Annotated in this window: 17 protein-coding genes; 10 read left to right on the top strand and 7 right to left on the bottom strand. The window is 55.9% G+C overall.

Going from position 1 to position 18,213, the window contains the following annotated elements:
- Positions 1-2: 2 nt before the first annotated feature.
- Positions 3-1,478 carry a signal recognition particle-docking protein FtsY gene (gene ftsY / locus ACLJRE_RS13615; protein ID WP_023212587.1) on the bottom strand — a complete coding sequence of 492 codons (1,476 nt, stop codon included), beginning with the start codon at positions 1,476-1,478 and terminating at the stop codon, positions 3-5.
- A 125-nt stretch (positions 1,479-1,603) separates the two neighbouring features.
- Between ftsY and rsmD the strand changes: the two genes are divergently transcribed.
- Both rsmD and ACLJRE_RS13605 read left to right on the top strand, forming a co-directional pair.
- Positions 1,604-2,200: a 16S rRNA (guanine(966)-N(2))-methyltransferase gene (gene rsmD, locus ACLJRE_RS13610; protein WP_000743275.1), complete on the top strand. Its 597-nt coding sequence runs from the start codon at positions 1,604-1,606 to the stop codon at positions 2,198-2,200.
- On the top strand, positions 2,190-2,459 hold the full coding sequence (locus ACLJRE_RS13605) for a DUF1145 family protein (RefSeq protein ID WP_000906762.1): 270 nt from the start codon (positions 2,190-2,192) through the stop codon (positions 2,457-2,459). The genes rsmD and ACLJRE_RS13605 overlap by 11 nt, the downstream gene beginning before the upstream one ends.
- Before the next feature lie 21 nt (positions 2,460-2,480).
- Here ACLJRE_RS13605 and ACLJRE_RS13600 read toward each other — a convergent pair whose 3' ends face one another.
- Positions 2,481-2,852, bottom strand: coding sequence for a DUF2500 domain-containing protein (locus ACLJRE_RS13600; RefSeq protein WP_000042850.1), 372 nt, complete (start codon positions 2,850-2,852; stop codon positions 2,481-2,483).
- A gap of 141 nt (positions 2,853-2,993) precedes the next feature.
- Here ACLJRE_RS13600 and ACLJRE_RS13595 point away from each other — a divergent pair, with 141 nt between their 5' ends.
- From ACLJRE_RS13595 to tcp, 3 genes are all read left to right on the top strand, one after another.
- Entirely contained in the window at positions 2,994-3,620 is a 627-nt protein-coding gene (locus tag ACLJRE_RS13595) for a lysoplasmalogenase (RefSeq protein WP_000964735.1), read from the top strand.
- Between the two features lie 80 nt (positions 3,621-3,700).
- A complete protein-coding gene (gene zntA / locus ACLJRE_RS13590; protein ID WP_000106658.1) occupies positions 3,701-5,899 on the top strand; it encodes a Zn(II)/Cd(II)/Pb(II) translocating P-type ATPase ZntA in 2,199 nt (732 codons plus the stop codon).
- Between the two features lie 199 nt (positions 5,900-6,098).
- Entirely contained in the window at positions 6,099-7,742 is a 1,644-nt protein-coding gene (gene tcp, locus ACLJRE_RS13585; RefSeq protein WP_000789669.1) for a methyl-accepting chemotaxis citrate transducer, read from the top strand.
- Between the two features lie 23 nt (positions 7,743-7,765).
- Here the strand turns inward: tcp and tusA are convergent, their stop codons facing one another.
- Positions 7,766-8,011, bottom strand: coding sequence for a sulfurtransferase TusA (gene tusA / locus ACLJRE_RS13580; RefSeq protein WP_001541054.1), 246 nt, complete (start codon positions 8,009-8,011; stop codon positions 7,766-7,768).
- Between the two features lie 169 nt (positions 8,012-8,180).
- Between tusA and ACLJRE_RS13575 the strand changes: the two genes are divergently transcribed.
- Complete coding sequence (locus ACLJRE_RS13575; RefSeq protein WP_000187489.1) at positions 8,181-8,846, top strand: 7-cyano-7-deazaguanine/7-aminomethyl-7-deazaguanine transporter; 666 nt, start codon at positions 8,181-8,183, stop codon at positions 8,844-8,846.
- Between the two features lie 72 nt (positions 8,847-8,918).
- Complete coding sequence (locus ACLJRE_RS13570) at positions 8,919-9,476, top strand: DcrB family lipoprotein (protein WP_001245278.1); 558 nt, start codon at positions 8,919-8,921, stop codon at positions 9,474-9,476.
- A 3-nt stretch (positions 9,477-9,479) separates the two neighbouring features.
- Here ACLJRE_RS13570 and ACLJRE_RS13565 read toward each other — a convergent pair whose 3' ends face one another.
- A complete protein-coding gene (locus ACLJRE_RS13565; RefSeq protein ID WP_001608562.1) occupies positions 9,480-10,745 on the bottom strand; it encodes an MFS transporter in 1,266 nt (421 codons plus the stop codon).
- 89 nt (positions 10,746-10,834) lie between these two features.
- Between ACLJRE_RS13565 and ACLJRE_RS13560 the strand changes: the two genes are divergently transcribed.
- The 3 genes from ACLJRE_RS13560 (at position 10,835) to nikR (ending at position 13,007) form a co-directional block, all read left to right on the top strand.
- Complete coding sequence (locus ACLJRE_RS13560) at positions 10,835-11,884, top strand: AI-2E family transporter (RefSeq protein WP_000179588.1); 1,050 nt, start codon at positions 10,835-10,837, stop codon at positions 11,882-11,884.
- Positions 11,885-11,935: 51 nt separating this feature from the next.
- Positions 11,936-12,514 carry a 4'-phosphopantetheinyl transferase AcpT gene (gene acpT / locus ACLJRE_RS13555; protein ID WP_000284366.1) on the top strand — a complete coding sequence of 193 codons (579 nt, stop codon included), beginning with the start codon at positions 11,936-11,938 and terminating at the stop codon, positions 12,512-12,514.
- Between the two features lie 91 nt (positions 12,515-12,605).
- The gene (gene nikR, locus ACLJRE_RS13550; RefSeq protein WP_001190057.1) at positions 12,606-13,007 is read left to right on the top strand and encodes a nickel-responsive transcriptional regulator NikR; all 402 of its coding nucleotides are present in this window, start codon (positions 12,606-12,608) and stop codon (positions 13,005-13,007) included.
- Between the two features lie 102 nt (positions 13,008-13,109).
- On the opposite strand, the gene ACLJRE_RS13545 is transcribed toward nikR, so the two are convergent.
- The 3 genes from ACLJRE_RS13545 to ACLJRE_RS13535 are packed head-to-tail and all read right to left on the bottom strand — an operon-like array spanning position 13,110 to position 18,039.
- On the bottom strand, positions 13,110-14,234 hold the full coding sequence (locus ACLJRE_RS13545) for an ABC transporter permease (RefSeq protein ID WP_001214750.1): 1,125 nt from the start codon (positions 14,232-14,234) through the stop codon (positions 13,110-13,112).
- Entirely contained in the window at positions 14,234-16,975 is a 2,742-nt protein-coding gene (gene rbbA / locus ACLJRE_RS13540; protein WP_023212590.1) for a ribosome-associated ATPase/putative transporter RbbA, read from the bottom strand. Before rbbA ends, ACLJRE_RS13545 begins: the two co-directional genes overlap by 1 nt.
- Complete coding sequence (locus ACLJRE_RS13535; protein WP_023212591.1) at positions 16,972-18,039, bottom strand: HlyD family secretion protein; 1,068 nt, start codon at positions 18,037-18,039, stop codon at positions 16,972-16,974. The genes rbbA and ACLJRE_RS13535 overlap by 4 nt, the downstream gene beginning before the upstream one ends.
- Between the last annotated feature and the right edge of the window lie 174 nt (positions 18,040-18,213).

Below are 18,213 nucleotides of genomic sequence, written 5' to 3'. Positions count from 1 at the left end.
TGTTAATCCTCTCGGGCAAAAAGTGCCTCAATAAAATCGTCCGCCTTAAACGGACGCAAATCCTCGATACGTTCGCCCACGCCAATGTAACGAATAGGAATGCCAAACTGGTCAGCTACCGAGAAAATCACCCCGCCTTTCGCCGTACCGTCCAGCTTGGTCAGGGTAATACCGGTTAAGCCTACCGCTTCATGGAACAGTTTGGCCTGGCTTACCGCGTTCTGTCCGGTGCTGGCGTCAATGGTCAGCATAACTTCATGTGGCGCTTCTTCGTCCAGCTTTTTCATGACGCGAACGATTTTTTTCAGCTCTTCCATCAGGTGCGACTTGTTCTGCAAACGCCCTGCCGTATCGGCAATTAACACATCCACATTACGCGCCTTCGCGGCCTGGATAGCGTCAAAAATCACCGAGGCGGAGTCCGCGCCGGTATGCTGGGCGATAACCGGAATGTTGTTACGCTGTCCCCAGACCTGTAGCTGTTCGACCGCCGCCGCGCGGAAAGTATCCCCCGCCGCCAGCATCACTGATTTACCCTGCTGCTCAAACTGGCGCGCCAGTTTACCGATAGTGGTGGTTTTACCCACGCCGTTCACGCCAACCATCAGAATAACAAAAGGCGTTTTACCTTCAATATTAAGCGGTTCGTCTACCTTCGCCAGAATCTCGCCCATCTCGTCTTTCAACAGACCATACAGCGCCTCGGCATCTTTAAGCTGTTTGCGGCTGGCGCCTTCCGTCAGATTAGCGATAATCTTACGCGTGGTTTCCACCCCGACATCAGCGATGAGCAACTGCTCTTCCAGCTCCTCGAACAAATCATCGTCGATTTTCTTGCCGCGGAACAGACTGATAAATCCGGAACCGAGATTTTCTTTGGTTTTCAGCAGGCTGCGTTTCAGGCGGGCAAAGAAACCTTCTTTAGTCGGTTTTTCCTGCTCCTGAACGATCGCTTCCACCGGCGCGTCTTCTTCCGCTGGCGGAACAACCATCACCGCCTCTTCCGCCGCCTGAGCGGCCAGCGCCTGCGCTTCCAGCTCTTCGTCGGTGAATTTCGCCGCGTTTTCGCCCTCTTCTTCTACCGCGGCAATGACCTCTACGGTTTCCGCTTCGGCCTGCCACTCTTCCGGCGAGATAGCCTCGTCTTTAACCTCTTCCGGAAGCGGCAATTCCTCGCGTTCCACCGCGATCTGCGGCGCTGCCGTCTCAATGGCCGTCGCGGGCTCCGGCTCTACCGGCTGCGGTTTTTCGCTCTCCTGAACTTTCTCAGTAACGTCCACCACCTCTTCCGCAAAGGCTTCGGTTTCTGCTTTGCTGTGCGCGGGCGTTTGCGCGTCTATGTCTGCCGCCGTTTCAACAGGGGGCTCAACCGGTCGTTGTTCCTCAACAATCTGCTGTTCTTCGGTCTGTTCCTGCTTCTGCTCTTTATCACCGAAGCCCAACCAGGAAAAGAAGCCACGTTTTTTCTGTTTTGCCATCTGCGACTACACCCCTCGCGGCGCTATATACATGGAAGCTAAAAAAATGATGAAATAGTCTATCACTTAACTTAATTCACATCACCGCCTGGAATAACTTGCAACAGGCGGTTCGAGCAAGAGAAATGAAAAAACCGACTCACTCTGGCAGCGGCCAAATCCGCATTATTGGCGGGCAATGGCGTGGCCGTAAATTACCGGTTCCGGACAGCCCGGGTCTGCGTCCCACCACCGATCGCGTGCGCGAAACGTTATTTAACTGGCTGGCTCCGGTAATGGTAGACGCCCATTGTCTGGATTGCTTTGCCGGCAGCGGCGCGCTGGGTCTGGAAGCGCTATCGCGTTATGCGGCCCAGGCAACGTTACTAGAAATGGATCGCGCCGTTTCGCAGCAGTTGCAAAAAAATCTGGCGACGCTGAAAGCCAACAATGCTCGCGTCGTCAATACCAATACTCTGGCCTTCCTCAGCCAGCCGGGAACGCCGCATCACGTCGTCTTTGTCGACCCGCCGTTTCGTAAAGGGCTGCTGGAAGAGACGTTACAATTGCTGGAAACCCAGGGATGGCTGGCCGACGACGCGCTAATCTACGTAGAAAGCGAGGTGGAAAACGGTCTGCCGCCCGTTCCGGCGAACTGGGCATTGTATCGAGAAAAGGTGGCCGGACAGGTCGCTTATCGTCTGTATCAGCGCGACGCGCAAGGAGAAAATGATGTTGATTAATCTGGGCCGCTTATTAATGCTCTTCGTGTGGGCATTTTTGATTCTTAATCTGGTGCAACCCTTCCCGCGCCCGCTCAATATCTTCGTCAACGTGGCGTTGGTGTTCATGGCGCTGATGCACGGTATGCAGTTGGCGTTGCTGAAATCAACGATACCGAAAGAGGGTCCGCAGATGACGACGGGAGAGAAAATCCGCATTTTCCTGTTCGGCGTGTTTGAGCTGCTGGTCTGGCAGAAGAAGTTTAAGAACAAAAAATAACGTTTGCTGCCGGATGACGGTTTATTCGTTATCCGGGGTACGGCTAACAAACCCGACGAACCGCGTTCCCTTATAGCTCAGCGTACCTTGATCGCCCACCGTCAAAGCGTGGTACTGCTGCGCTTGTAAACGGAACGTTTTTTCCAGACCGCCATTGAGCGGCTTAAAACTTGCCTCATAGCGCATACTGGTTCCCGCCGGGCTCACTTCCTGCTGGCGAGAGCGTCGGTCATTAACCGGCTTCTCCCGTTTATTGCTGACCACGACCAGCTTTTGCTGTAACGGCGCCGCCTCATTAGCGGCTTTTTCCCGCCGTTGCTGAACGAAGCGAAACGACGCGGCAACTACGATTAATGCAATGATTATAATGAAGAAAAGCGGTGGCTTACTCATACTGTTAACCTGTCAGAAAATGCGGAAATAAGCATACCCTGCCCGTTATAGTGTTGTCATCTGACCGTCACGGCCTCTACACTGAATAATAGAGCCGCAAGCATACCGTTTGCGAAAAAATAACGAATTCAAGGAATTAAGATGCTTTGGTCGTTTATCGCTGTCTGCCTGTCCGCATGGCTGTATGTGGACGCCTCCTATCGCGGGCCAGCCTGGCAACGCTGGGTTTTTAAGCCCGTCACGTTATTACTATTGCTGTTGCTGGCCTGGCAAGCGCCGATGTTTGACGCCATCAGTTATCTTGTGTTGGCCGGACTGTGCGCCTCGCTGGTCGGCGATGCGTTAACGCTCTTACCGCGTCAACGCCTGCTGTACGCCGTCGGGGCATTTTTCTTATCGCATCTGCTCTACACCATTTACTTTGCCAGCCAAATGACGTTGTCGTTCTTCTGGCCGCTGCCGCTGGCGTTACTGATAGTCGGCGCGTTGCTTATCGCCGTTATCTGGACGCGACTGGAGGAGCTACGCTGGCCGGTATGTACTTTTATCGCCATGACTCTGGTCATGGTCTGGCTGGCGGGCGAACTGTGGTTCTTCCGCCCAACGGCGCCAGCCCTTTCGGCCTTTACCGGCGCGACGCTGCTGTTCATCGGCAATATCGTCTGGCTGGGTAGCCATTACCGCCGCCGTTTCCGGGCGGATAACGCGATTGCCGCCGCCTGCTACTTTGCCGGACACTTCCTGATTGTTCGCTCGCTGTACCTGTAAATAATAGCGCTTGACTCTGGAGTCGACTCCAGAGTGTATCCTCCGGTTAATGAGAAAATTATCATCAACCGGAGGACGTTATGTCGACCCCTGATACCGATGGCAAAAAAGTCCCGCCCTTTACCTCCTTCAGATTAGCCCCGGCAATACAGAAGGCCGATAGCTGCTGCTGCGAAGAACATTGCGCGTCCAGCGCGCCTGTTTCTACTGCCGTGGCAGGCACGCGCTATACCTGGAAAATCTCCGGCATGGACTGCGCCGCCTGCGCCCGAAAAGTGGAGAATGCGGTCCGCCAAATTCGCGGCGTCAACCAGGCGCAAGTGCTGTTCGCCACCGAAAAGTTAGTGGTCGATGCCGACGCCGACCTCCGCGCGCAAATTGAACGCGCCGTACAGAAGGCGGGTTATACCTTGCGTAGCGAAGATTCGCGCGACGCCGCGCCTGAATCTCGTCTTAAAGAGAACCTGCCGCTTATTACGCTGATCATTATGATGGCGATAAGCTGGGGGCTGGAGCAATTTAACCACCCGTTCGGCCAACTGGCCTTTATCGTCACCACTCTGGTCGGTCTGTATCCTATTGCCCGCCAGGCGCTGCGGCTGATGAAAAGCGGCAGTTGGTTCGCTATTGAAACGCTGATGAGCGTCGCCGCCATTGGCGCGCTGTTTATTGGCGCGACGGCGGAGGCGGCAATGGTATTGCTGCTGTTCCTCATCGGCGAGCGCCTGGAAGGATGGGCCGCCAGCCGCGCCCGTAAAGGCGTCAGCGCGTTAATGGCGCTTAAACCGGAAACGGCGACCCGTCTGCGCGACGGCGTACGGGAAGAGGTCGCTATTAATACCCTGCGACCGGGCGATATTATCGAAGTCGCCGCCGGGGGGCGTTTACCCGCCGACGGTAAACTGGTTTCCGGTTTCGCCAGCTTTGATGAAAGCGCGCTCACCGGCGAGTCTATCCCAGTGGAGCGCGCAACGGGCGACAAAGTCCCGGCAGGCGCGACCAGCGTTGACCGTCTCGTCACCCTGGAGGTGCTATCTGAACCTGGCGCCAGCGCGATTGACCGTATCCTGACGCTGATTGAAGAGGCGGAAGAGCGCCGTGCGCCCATTGAGCGGTTTATTGACCGTTTCAGCCGCATCTACACGCCAGTCATTATGGTCATCGCACTGCTGGTGACGCTTATTCCGCCGCTGATGTTCGATGGCGGCTGGCAGGAGTGGATTTATAAAGGGCTGACGCTGCTGCTCATCGGCTGCCCGTGCGCGCTGGTGATCTCCACGCCCGCGGCCATTACCTCCGGGCTGGCGGCGGCGGCACGGCGCGGCGCATTGATTAAAGGCGGCGCAGCGCTGGAGCAACTGGGCCGTATCACGCAGGTTGCCTTTGATAAAACCGGTACGTTGACCATCGGTAAACCACGGGTGACGGCGATTCATCCGGCAAGCGGTATCAGCGAGGCTGAACTGTTGGCGCTGGCGGCAGCCGTAGAACAAGGCGCTACGCACCCGCTGGCGCAGGCTATTGTCCGCGAAGCGCAGACACGCGATCTGGCGATCCCGACGGCGGAATCGCAGCGAACGCTGGCCGGCACCGGAATTGAAGCGCAGGTTAACGGCGAACGTATTCTGATTTGCGCGGCGGGAAAACAGCCTGCGGCAGCGTTTGCCGGGCAAATTAGCGAACTGGAAAACGCCGGGCAGACGGTGGTTCTGGTGCTACGTAACGAGACCGTTGTTGGCGTCCTCGCCCTCCAGGATACGTTGCGTGACGATGCGCGCGACGCCATCCGCGAACTGCATCAGTTAGGCGTTAACGGCGTGATTCTGACCGGCGATAACCCACGGGCGGCGGCAGCGATTGCCGGCGAGCTGGATCTGGCGTTTAAAGCCGGGCTACTGCCGGAAGACAAGGTGCGGGCAGTCACCGCCCTTAACCAACAAGCGCCGCTGGCGATGGTGGGCGACGGCATTAATGATGCGCCCGCGATGAAAGCCGCCAGTATCGGAATTGCGATGGGCAGCGGTACTGACGTCGCGCTGGAAACGGCTGACGCCGCCCTTACTCATAACCGTCTGCGCGGGTTAGCGCAGATGATTACGCTGGCGCGCGCTACCCACGCGAATATCCGGCAGAACATCACCATTGCGCTGGGGCTGAAAGCCATTTTCCTGGTGACGACGCTACTGGGTTTTACCGGGCTATGGCTGGCAATCCTGGCGGATACGGGAGCCACGGTATTGGTGACCGCCAATGCGCTACGTTTGCTGCGTAAAAACTAATCTTCTCCCACCCGGCGGCGTCGTGTCGCCGGGTTATCCCGCGATATTCCTTTCTTTGTACATATTATTCACGCGAAAATTATTTATTTTCTATTACTTATCAAACCATTAATCAGAAATAGCGTGATTTGATGTAAGGTTAATTTTTATCCAACCGATATTGATCATACCGTCTACAAAATAAGGAATGTTAGGCACTATGAAAAATATCAAAGTCATCACCGGCGTTATCGCGACGCTGGGCATATTTAGCGCCTTATTGCTGGTGACAGGAATACTGTTTTATTCCGCCGTCAGCAGCGATCGGCTGAATTTCCAGAATGCGAGCGCGCTGAGTTACCAACAACAGGAACTGGGCGGCAGTTTTCAGACATTGATCGAAACCCGCGTCACCATTAACCGCGTGGCGATACGCATGTTAAAAAATCAGCGCGATCCCGCCTCACTGGACGCCATGAACACGCTGTTAACCAACGCTGGCGCGTCGCTCAACGAAGCGGAAAAACATTTCAACAACTACGTGAACTCCGAAGCGATCGCGGGAAAAGATCCGGCGTTGGATGCCCAGGCCGAAGCCAGCTTTAAGCAGATGTATGACGTTTTGCAGCAGTCTATCCACTATCTTAAAGCCGATAATTACGCCGCCTATGGCAACCTTGACGCGCAAAAAGCGCAGGATGACATGGAGCAGATATATGACCAGTGGCTCTCTCAAAATGCGCAATTAATAAAATTAGCCAGCGATCAGAATCAGAGCAGTTTTACCCAGATGCAATGGACGCTGGGGATAATTCTACTTATCGTGCTCATCGTACTGGCGTTTATCTGGCTGGGGCTGCAACGCGTTCTACTCCGCCCGCTGCAACGGATTATGGCGCACATTCAAACTATCGCCGACGGCGATCTTACCCATGAGATAGAGGCCGAAGGACGCAGTGAAATGGGCCAACTGGCTGCCGGTCTCAAAACGATGCAGCAGTCGTTAATCCGTACCGTCAGCGCGGTGCGCGATAACGCAGACTCTATCTATACTGGCGCAGGCGAAATTTCCGCCGGCAGCAGCGACCTCTCTTCCCGTACCGAACAGCAGGCCTCGGCGCTGGAGGAGACCGCCGCCAGCATGGAACAGTTAACCGCCACGGTACGGCAAAACACCGATAACGCACGACAGGCGACGGGTCTGGCGAAAACCGCATCAGAAACCGCGCGTAAAGGAGGACGCGTGGTGGATAACGTAGTGAATACCATGAACGATATCGCCGAAAGCTCGGAAAAAATCGTGGACATCACCAGCGTGATTGACGGTATCGCCTTCCAGACTAATATCCTGGCGCTGAACGCCGCGGTAGAAGCCGCCCGCGCCGGCGAACAGGGGCGAGGATTCGCGGTCGTGGCCGGAGAGGTACGTACGTTGGCCAGCCGTAGCGCGCAGGCCGCCAAAGAGATCAAAGTGCTGATTGAAAACTCCGTGTCGCGCATTGATACCGGCTCTACGCAGGTACGCGAAGCGGGAGAAACCATGAAAGAGATCGTCAACGCCGTGACTCGCGTGACCGATATTATGGGCGAAATCGCCTCTGCCTCCGATGAGCAAAGCAAAGGCATTGAGCAGGTGGCGCAGGCGGTATCGGAAATGGACAGCGTGACGCAGCAAAACGCCTCGCTGGTAGAGGAATCCGCAGCAGCGGCAGCGGCGCTGGAAGATCAGGCTAACGAACTTCGTCAGGCGGTCGCCGCGTTCCGCATCCAGAAACAGCCTCGTCGGGAGGCGTCGCCAACGCCGTTAAGCAAAGGTTTAACGCCACAGCCCGCCGCAGAACAGGCGAACTGGGAAAGCTTCTAATCAGAATGTTATCTGCCGTGCGGTTAATGCGCTTTACGCAATAAATAGCGGTACGGCAGACCCTCCGTCTCTTGCGCCAGCAAATCGTGTTCCATAAAGGTACAGAACCCCGGAATATCACGCGTTGTCGCCGGATCGTCGGCGATAATCAGCAATGTTTCGCCAGTTTGCATGTTGCGCACCGTTTTGCGCACCATCATTACCGGTTCAGGGCAACGCAGCCCCAGGGCGTCAAGCGTATGGTCAGGGGAGGAAAACAGATCGCTCATCTTCGTCTCAATGGTAGAAAAACGGCGATATTTTACGCCCATCTTCGTCAGTAAGCCAGGCAGGTTAACGATTGCGTGAAAATTAGCCATTGCAATGCCAGCGCAAAACAGTATTATGCGGCGGTTCTTTATTGGGTTCCCTCACCCCATCCAACAAAAAGGTCACAATATGACTCCGTTTACACAATCACAGCGCATAAAAGCGTTGTTCTGGCTATCGCTATTCCATTTACTGGTGATCATTTCCAGTAACTATCTGGTGCAGCTCCCCATCACTATTTTTGGTTTCCACACGACCTGGGGCGCGTTTAGTTTTCCTTTTATTTTTCTCGCCACTGATCTTACCGTGCGTATTTTTGGCGCACCGCTGGCGCGCCGCATTATCTTCGCCGTCATGATCCCTGCGCTGCTGGTGTCATATGTGGTGTCATCGCTGTTCTATATGGGCGCCTGGCAAGGTTTCGCCGCGTTGGCGAACTTTAATCTGTTCGTCGCCCGTATCGCCGCCGCCAGCTTTATGGCCTACGCGCTGGGACAGATCCTTGATGTCCATGTGTTTAACCGCCTGCGCCAAAATCGTCGCTGGTGGCTGGCGCCGACCGCTTCAACGCTGTTTGGCAATATCAGCGATACCCTTGCCTTTTTCTTCATTGCGTTCTGGCGAAGCCCCGATGCCTTTATGGCCGGGCACTGGATGGAAATTGCGCTGGTGGATTATTGCTTTAAGGTGCTCATCAGCATTATTTTCTTCCTGCCGATGTACGGCGTTCTACTGAATATGTTGCTGAAAAAGCTGGCAGATAAATCTGAAATTTCCCCATTACCGGCAAGTTAAAGGTTCGTTTTCCGAGTTGTGATAAGATGGGCGAATGAGCCGTTATGGCCGTTTATCGAAAGGAAGAAGTCAATGCGCAATTTGGTTAAATATGCCGGTATTGGCCTGCTGGTTATGGGGCTTGCGGCCTGTGATAACAATGATACAAAAGCGTCGGCAGAAAGCGCCGCCGCAGAAAGCCAGGCCTCCGGTCAGCCCATCAGTCTGATGGATGGCAAACTCAGTTTCTCACTGCCGGCGGATATGACCGATCAAAGCGGTAAGCTGGGCACCCAGGCGAATAATATGCACGTTTATTCTGACCCGACGGGCCAGAAAGCGGTGATTGTTATCGTCGGCGATAATACCGATGAAGCGTTGCCGGTGCTGGCGAACCGCCTGCTTGAGCAACAGCGTAGCCGCGACCCGCAGCTTCAGGTCGTCACCAATAAGTCTATTGAGCTCAAAGGCCATACGTTGCAACAACTGGACAGCATTATCTCCGCGAAAGGCCAGACGGCGTACTCTTCCATCGTGCTGGGCAAAGTGGATAACCAATTGCTGACGATTCAGGTCACGCTGCCTGCGGACAATCAGCAAAAAGCGCAAACCACGGCTGAAAACATCATCAATACGTTGGTTGTTAAATAACCTTTACGACGATGATGCGGCCTCCGGCAGTGCAGACGGAGGCCATTTTTTTAAGCGCCAGGTCAGTAATAGCGCCATCGCTACCAGCCCGGCCGCCGCCAGATAAATCACCGGCACGCCCGCCCAGGTCATCACCAGCCCCGCCAGCGGCCCGGTAACCCCCAAAGACATATCCATAAAGACGGTATAGGTCGCCAGCGCCGCGCCCTGGTTCTGCGGCGGCACGGCTTTGACGGCCACCACGCCCAGCGCCGGAAAGACCAGCGAAAACCCCATCCCCGTGAGTAAAACGCCGATTTTTGCCATCCACGGCATGGCTGCCGTCCCCACCAGTAACAGACCAATAATCTCCACGCCAAAGCAGATCATGGCGACATTCAACCCGCCTAAACGATTGATGCCGTTAGGGAACAGCAAACGCGTGCCGACAAACGCGACGCTAAATAACGTGAGCGCAAAGGCGGCGCCATCCCAACCTTTAGCATCATAAAATAAGGTAATAAACGTCGCGATGACGCCAAACCCTGCCGAGGCCAGCGCCAACGCCAACGCCATACCATACAGCCAGACACGCCCCAGCACCGCGCGAAACGGCAGCGGCTTGCCTTTGTTCGCCTTCACCGACGGACGTGGAAGGGCTAACAGTATCGCCAACAGCGCCACGCCCATCACCGTTAGCGCCAGTCCCTGTAACCCGCCCCAGGCATAACACAGCACGCCCAGCGGCGCGCCCATCGCCATTGCACCGTAGGTGACGATACCGTTCCAGGAGATGACCCGACCAATATGCAACGACCCGACGACGCCGACGCCCCACAGTGTCGAACCGGTGCCGGCAAAACTTTGCCCAATCCCCAAAATCACGCGACCCAGCCCCAGTAGCAACAAACTGATCAGCGGCCAGGCGCTGGCGATATCCGCCAACAGGTAGCCGAGTCCGCTTAAAAAACAGCCGCATAAGCCAAAGACAACGATTTTTTTCGGCCCTAATACATCCGCATACCGCCCGGCATGGGGACGGCTTAACAGAGTGGCGAAGTATTGCAGGCTGATAATAAGCCCCGCCCAGAACGCGCTGAATCCCATCGCATCATGTACATAGCCGGGCAAGACGGCGAGCGGCAGGCCGATGGTCAGGTAGCTGGCAAAGTTAAACATCACAATGGAGACAATACGCAGATTGAGGCGCAATCCGTTTAGCGCCGGTTCAGCGACGGGTTCGGGCATGAGTATCACCGCATTTTTACAACATGTTTTCTTTTCTATCATGGCGCGCGGTGAAAATCAGTAGTGAGATTCAGATTATCGGTATCAGGGCAGCCGCTACACTTAGAAAAAAACACAACAAGGAAAACTTCATGGCAACCGCTCAACCCGACAAAACGGGTATGCATATTCTGCTGAAACTGGCCTCCCTGGTTATTATTCTCGCCGGGATTCATGCCGCGGCGGATATTATTGTACAACTCTTGCTGGCGCTCTTTTTCGCCATTGTTCTTAATCCATTAGTGACCTGGTTTATTCGCCGGGGCGTGAAGCGACCGCTGGCGATTACTATCGTGGTGGTCGTCATGCTGATCGTGCTTACCGCGCTGGTGGGTGTGCTTGCTGCATCGCTTAATGAATTTATCGCTATGCTGCCTAAATACAGCAAGGAGCTGACGCGTAAGGTCTTACACCTTCAGGAGTTAATGCCCTTCCTGAATTTACATATGTCGCCGGAACGTATGCTCCGCGGGATGGATTCCGATAAAATCATGCTCTTCACCACAACATTAATGACCGGCGTATCGGGCGCGATGGCAAGCATTGTGCTGCTGGTGATGACCGTGGTTTTTATGCTGTTTGAGGTGCGTCACGTGCCTTATAAATTACGTTTCGCGCTAAACAATCCACAAATCCATATTGCCGGCCTGCACCGCGCCCTGAAAGGCGTCTCGCATTATCTGGCGCTGAAAACGCTGCTCAGTTTATGGACGGGCGCGATTATCTGGCTGGGACTGGCGTTAATGGATATTCAGTTTGCGCTAATGTGGGGCGTACTGGCCTTTTTGCTCAATTACGTTCCTAATATCGGCTCGGTGATTTCCGCCGTTCCCCCCATGATTCAGGCGCTGTTATTTAACGGTTTTTACGAGTGCGTACTGGTCGGCGCGCTCTTTTTGGTGGTCCATATGGTGATTGGCAACATTATGGAGCCACGCATGATGGGCCATCGTCTGGGAATGTCCACGCTGGTGGTATTTCTTTCGTTACTGGTCTGGGGATGGCTATTAGGCCCGGTCGGGATGCTCTTGTCCGTTCCTTTGACCAGCGTCTGCAAAATCTGGATGGAAACTACTAAAGGCGGCAGCAAACTGGCGATCTTGCTGGGGCCAGGCCGACCGAAAAGCCGTTTACCGGGATGAGGCGACAGATGCTACAATCTCCTCTTCTTCATAGGCAACGTTGGTCCTGATATGTACCAGATCGTTCTGGGAAAAGTGTCAACATTAAGCGCAGGTCAATTGCCCGACGCGTTAATCGCTCAGGCACCGCAGGGCGTTCGCCGGGCAAGCTGGCTGGCCGGGCGCGTGCTGCTTTCCCGTGCGCTCTCGCCGCTACCGGAGATGGTGTATGGCGAACAGGGTAAACCGGCTTTTTCCGCCGGAACGCCGCTGTGGTTTAACCTCAGCCATAGCGGCGACACTATTGCTCTGTTGCTTAGCGACGAAGGTGAAGTCGGCTGCGATATTGAAGTGATCCGCCCGCGCGATAACTGGCGTTCGCTGGCAAATGCGGTATTCAGCCTCGGCGAACATGCTGAAATGGAAGCGGAACGTCCGGAGCGACAACTGGCGGCCTTCTGGCGTATCTGGACGCGTAAAGAAGCCATCGTAAAACAACGCGGCGGCAGCGCCTGGCAAATCGTCAGCGTGGACAGCACGTTGCCCTCTGCCTTGTCGGTCAGCCAGTGTCAGCTCGATACGCTCAGTCTGGCAGTCTGTACCCCCACACCGTTTACGCTGACGCCGCAGACGATAACAAAAGCGTTATGACACATTAATTTTTCCCTCTGGCGGCGGACGTGTGTTACAAAATGCGGAGCTTCCCATGCGCCGACGCGCCATACCAAAAGGTTTAAGTCAGATGCAACGTGTCACCATCACCCTCGATGACGATTTACTGGAAACGCTGGACAGCCTGAGCCAGCGACGCGGCTATAACAATCGCTCCGAAGCGATCCGTGATATTCTGCGCGGCGCTCTGGCGCAGGAGGCCACCCAGGAACACGGTACACAGGGTTTCGCGGTACTTTCATATGTTTATGAACATGAGAAACGGGATTTAGCCAGCCGCATCGTCTCCACCCAGCATCATCATCATGATTTATCCGTCGCCACGCTGCACGTCCATATCAACCACGATGACTGTCTGGAGATCGCCGTTCTGAAGGGCGATATGGGCGACGTACAGCATTTTGCCGATGATGTTATCGCCCAGCGCGGCGTGCGCCACGGCCACTTGCAGTGTTTGCCGAAAGAAGACTAACGCCCCAGCGCCTTACCGGGGGCGCTTCGCTTGCCCGGCCTACGCTCGCACGTCTGTCGTTTGTAGGCCGGATGAGGCGCAGCCGCCATCCGGCAATCATGTTTACGCCATTGTGCCAATCGTTTTTCTGAAGCGTAACAGCGCTATCAGGAAGAACACGCCGCCTATCGCCAGCAGGGTCAGGAACTGCGGCCAGACGATGCTCAAACCTGCGCCGCGATAAAGAATCGCCTGGGCAAGGCTGACAAAATGCGTCGTCGGCATGGTCAGCATAATATCCTGCACCGCCTGCGGCATACTTTCGCGCGGCGTGGAACCGCCGGAAAGCATTTGTAGCGGTAACAGTACCAGAATCATTAATAACCCCAGTTGCGGCATCGAACGGGCGATGGTGCCCATAAAAATCCCAATTGAAGTGGTGGCGAACAGGCTCAGCGCTACGCCCAACATAAACAATGGGATCGATCCTTCAATCGGTACGCCAAGTACGCCTTTCACCATCAGCATCAAAGACAAACCGGAAACCACCAGCACGACCAGCCCCATCGACCATACTTTTGCCATCATGATCTCAAAGGGCGTGACCGGCATCACCAACAGATGCTCTACCGTGCCGTGTTCTCGCTCGCGGATCAGCGCCGATCCGGTCAGCACTATCGCCAGCATGGTAATGTTGTTGATAATCGCCATCACGCCGCCAAACCACGCCGGGTCCAGATTCGGGTTAAAGCGCATCCGAATCTCCAGCGACACCGGCTGAACGTTATCTCCCCGCGCGCGCGCCACAAAGCTGTTGACCTCGCCGCTAATAATATTCTGGATATAACTGTTGCCGGTAAACGCCTGGCTCATGCGCGTCGCATCGACGTTAACCTGAATATCAGGCTGACGTCCGGCCAGCACATCACGCTGGAAATTCGGCGGAATATTGACCGCAAAGGTATAGCGTCCGGCATCCAGTCCGGCATCCATTTCCGTTGCCGTAATCATCTCCGGCGGCAGAAACCACGGGCGGTAAAAACTATTCACAATACGGTTCGACAACTGTGACTGATCCATATCGGCGATGGCGATAGGGGCAAGATGCAACGAACCGGGCAGGACGGTAGCGGAGGAGTAAACCGAAATCGTAAAGGCGAAGACGATCAGCGCCAGCATCGCTTTGTCGCCCAGCAGACTGCGCAGTTCTTTGACGCCGAGGTTATAAATATTACGTAATCCGCGCATTACCCCTCCTGTTTTTTCAGCAGCAGAATGCTCAAACCCATCACCACCGGGACGGCAATCAGTAACGGCATAAATAACGGCCAGAGATCGGACAGATCCAACGCTTTGGAAAACGTCCCGCGCGCGATCGTCAGAAAATGGCTGGTCGGGTAGATCTCGCCGATCCATCTTCCCGGTCCTTCCAGCGAAGCCACCGGATCGATCATGCCGGAAAATTGTGTTGCCGGAATGAGGGTAATAATCGACGTCCCAAAAATAGCGGCGATTTGGCTCTTCATAAACGTGGAGATCAGCAGCCCCAGACCGGTGGCGATGATGACGTAAAGTAGCGCCGCGAGGGTAAGCGTGAGAAAGCTGCCTTTCAGCGGCACGCCGAACACAAAGACCGACAGCGCGCACAGTAGCAAGAAGTTCAGCATACCCAGCGCGATATACGGCAGTTGTTTACCCAGCAAAAATTCGCTGCGCGTCGTCGGCGTTACGTACAGATTAATCATCGACCCCAGCTCTTTCTCCCGCACCACGCTCAGGGCGCTAAGCATTGACGGGATCATCATGAGCAGCAGCGGAATGACCGCCGGAACGATAGCGGGCAGACTTTTCACATCCGGGTTATAACGATAGCGCGTTTCAATGTTGAGCAGCCCGGTCTGTTTAACCGGGTTCGGCTGACGACTTGCCGCCTCCTGCAGCCAGCTTTGGTGCATCGCCTGAACGTACCCCTTCACCGTCTCGGCGCGGCTGGGCATGGCGCCATCCACCCAGACGCCAATCTGCGCTGGCGTACCGCGAGCAATATCGCGGCCAAAATTAGGCGGGATCTCAATGGCAACCGCCAACTCTCCCGAACGCATCCGCCGGTCAAGCTCGTCATAGCTGGCGAGCGGCGGCTGTTCGATAAAATAGCGCGATCCCGCCAGATTGAGCGACCATGCCTGGCTGCTGACAGTTTGATCGCGGTCGAGTACGGCAAAACGCAGGTTCTCCACGTCCATACTGATGCCATAGCCCATAATCAGCATCAGAATTACCGTTCCCAGCAGCGCCAGCGTCGAGCGTACCGGATCGCGGCGTAGCTCCAGCGCTTCGCGGCGACTGTAGCTGAACAAACGCCGGAAGCTCAATCCCTGCCACGACGGTTTACCTGACGCGGCGGGCGTCTGGGATGGCGGTATTGGGGTTTCAGGAGCCGCTCCCGCAGCTTCCTGTAGCCAGGAAATAAACGCCGCCTCCAGATTGGCCGCGCCCCGCTGTTGCACCAATTCCTGCGGCGTACCGCTGGCGAGCACTTTACCGGCGTGCATCAATGACATTCGGTCGCAACGTTCCGCTTCGTTCATAAAATGGGTCGAGATAAAAATCGTCACCTTATCCTGACGCGAAAGATCGACCATAAGCTGCCAGAACATATCCCTGGCGACCGGATCAACGCCGGACGTTGGCTCATCAAGAATCAGCATTTCCGGGCGATGGATCACCGCTACCGCCAGCGATAAACGCTGGCGGATACCGAGCGGCAACGAAGCGGGGAGCGTATCTTCCACCTCCGTTAGCATAAAGCGTTCGATCATCTGCGCGACGCGCGCCGGGATCTCCGCTGGCGGAATATGAAACAGGCGGGCATGAAGTTCCAGATTCTGCCGCACGGTGAGTTCGTTATAGAGCGAAAAAGCCTGCGACATATACCCGACCCGGCGACGGGTATCGATGTCGTTCGGGTCTACCGGCTGGCCAAATAGCCAGGCCTGGCCTTCGCTGGCGGGAAGCAGACCGGTCAGCATTTTCATGGTGGTCGATTTGCCGCAACCGTTTGAACCAAGGAAGCCAAAAATCTCGCCGCGCGGAATGCGGAAATTAACATGGTCAACCGCGACGAACTTACCGAAGCGCATGGTCAGATCTTTCGCCTCAATGGCAATCTCTTCCTGCTCAGCGTGATAGGGCGGGATCACCACTGGCTTATGCGCCTGGCGCTGCGCTTCTGGCAACAGGGCGATAAACGCCTGTTCCAGCGTCGCGCTATGGGTTTTTGCCCGCAGTTGCTGCGCGCTGCCGGTTGCCAGTACCTCGCCCGCATTCATCGCCACCAGCCAGTCAAAACGCTCCGCCTCTTCCATATAGGCCGTTGCGACCAACACGCTCATATTGGTCTGCCGTTGGCGGATACTGTCGATTAAGTCCCAGAACTGAGCGCGGGAGAGCGGGTCCACGCCGGTGGTAGGCTCATCAAGAATCAGCAATTCCGGGTCATGAATCAGCGCACAGCACAACCCCAGCTTTTGTTTCATCCCACCGGACAGCTTCCCGGCAGGACGGTCACGAAACGGCGCCAGGCCGGTGCTGTTCAGCAGCTCGGTAATACGCGCTTCGCGTTCAGCTTTGTCATGACCAAAGAGACGAGCGAAAAAATCGACGTTCTCATAAACCGATAACGTGTGATAAAGGTTTTTCCCCAGCCCCTGCGGCATCCAGGCGATGCGCGGACAGACGTCGCGGCGATGTTTCGCATCGCGCATATCGCCGCCCAGGACGATAACGTTCCCTTGCTCAATCACCCGCGCGCCAGAAATCAGCGACAGCAGGCTCGACTTACCCACCCCGTCCGGACCAATCAGCCCGACCATACTACGGGCGGGAATGTCCAGCGTGATATTGTTCAGCGCGACCGTTTTTCCGTAATGCTGGCTCACCCCCTCAAGCTGCGCCACGGGAGGAACAGGCACCAGCGTCAGCGACATCATTGCGACAACCTCACGCTTAGAGCGTCAGGCCAGGGCACGCGCTCATCCAGACGAACCCATGCCATTCCCGGCAAACCGGTTTTGACATATTCCAGATGCTGTCGCAGCAGCTCTGGCGGAATACGCGCTTTGACGCGGAACATCAGCTTCAGCCGTTCATCGTGGGTTTCCACGGTTTTGGGTGTGAACTGCGCCACGCTGGCGACAAAACTGATCGTCGCCGGAATACGCAGATCCGGCGCGGCGTCCAGCACCAGTCGCGCGTCGCCGCCGATCTTCAACAACCCCGCCTGTTCGGTCGGCAGGAAAAATGTCATATAAACGTCGCTGAGATCGACCATGTTCAACACCCGGCCGCCAGCCGATAACACTTCGCCCGGCTCCGCAACGCGGTACTGCACGCGTCCATCGCGCGGCGCTTTTAATTCGCTGTCGTCGATGTCGGCGACAATACGCCGCTCGGTCGCCTGCGCCGCTTCCACGCGCGTCTGCGCCTGGATAATGCTGGTACGCGCCGCCTCAATCGCCGCTTTTGCCGCAGATACCTGCGCTTTGGCGGTCTCCAGGGCGGCGCGCGCGCTTTCCGCCGCCGCGCGATCGTCATCTAACTGTTGTACAGATACCGCGCCACGCTGTGACAGCGAACGAGAACGCACGTGACGTTTAGAGACGGAGTCCAGCTCAGCTTCCCGCTGTTTGACGACCGACTGCGCGGCGCGCATTTCACTCTGGCGTTGCTCCAGCAAGGCACGGGCGGCGGCAACTGCGCTCTCGGCCTCTTTAATCTGCGCAATCGCCTCCAGCCGCTGCTCCTGCAATACGCGGGTATCCATTTTCGCCAGCACCTCGCCCTGACGAACGAACTGCCCTTCCGAAACGAGGATGGTATCAATACGCCCGGCAATCTTAGTGGCAATATCCACTTCGGTGGCTTCAATTCTGCCGTTGCTGGCGGCAAACCCCTCCGGTATTCCCGCAGGGCGCAGCATCCACCAGGCTATCGCGGCCACCACCACAAGAATCCCCGCTCCCCACCACACCAGATGACGCTTCATTTTGTCCATAATCGACCCGCCGTAATCCCTGTTGTCTAACCATGCGTGTCACAAAGTCCGCCGGGCGTGCGCTCAGCGGGGGTTTCCATTCGGGATAAGAATGAAAAAAGAAAAGGGGCCAGACGACGAACAGACGCCGATGAAGCGCTCGCCGTCAAAGGGAGTGAATGATGTAGGTACCCG

It is taken from the genome of Salmonella sp. SAL04157, from assembly GCF_046551635.1.
In the GTDB taxonomy this organism is placed as follows: Bacteria; Pseudomonadota; Gammaproteobacteria; order Enterobacterales; family Enterobacteriaceae; genus Salmonella; species Salmonella enterica.
Note: the sequence above shows the minus strand (reverse complement) of the source record. Positions and strands in the feature narration are given on the sequence as shown.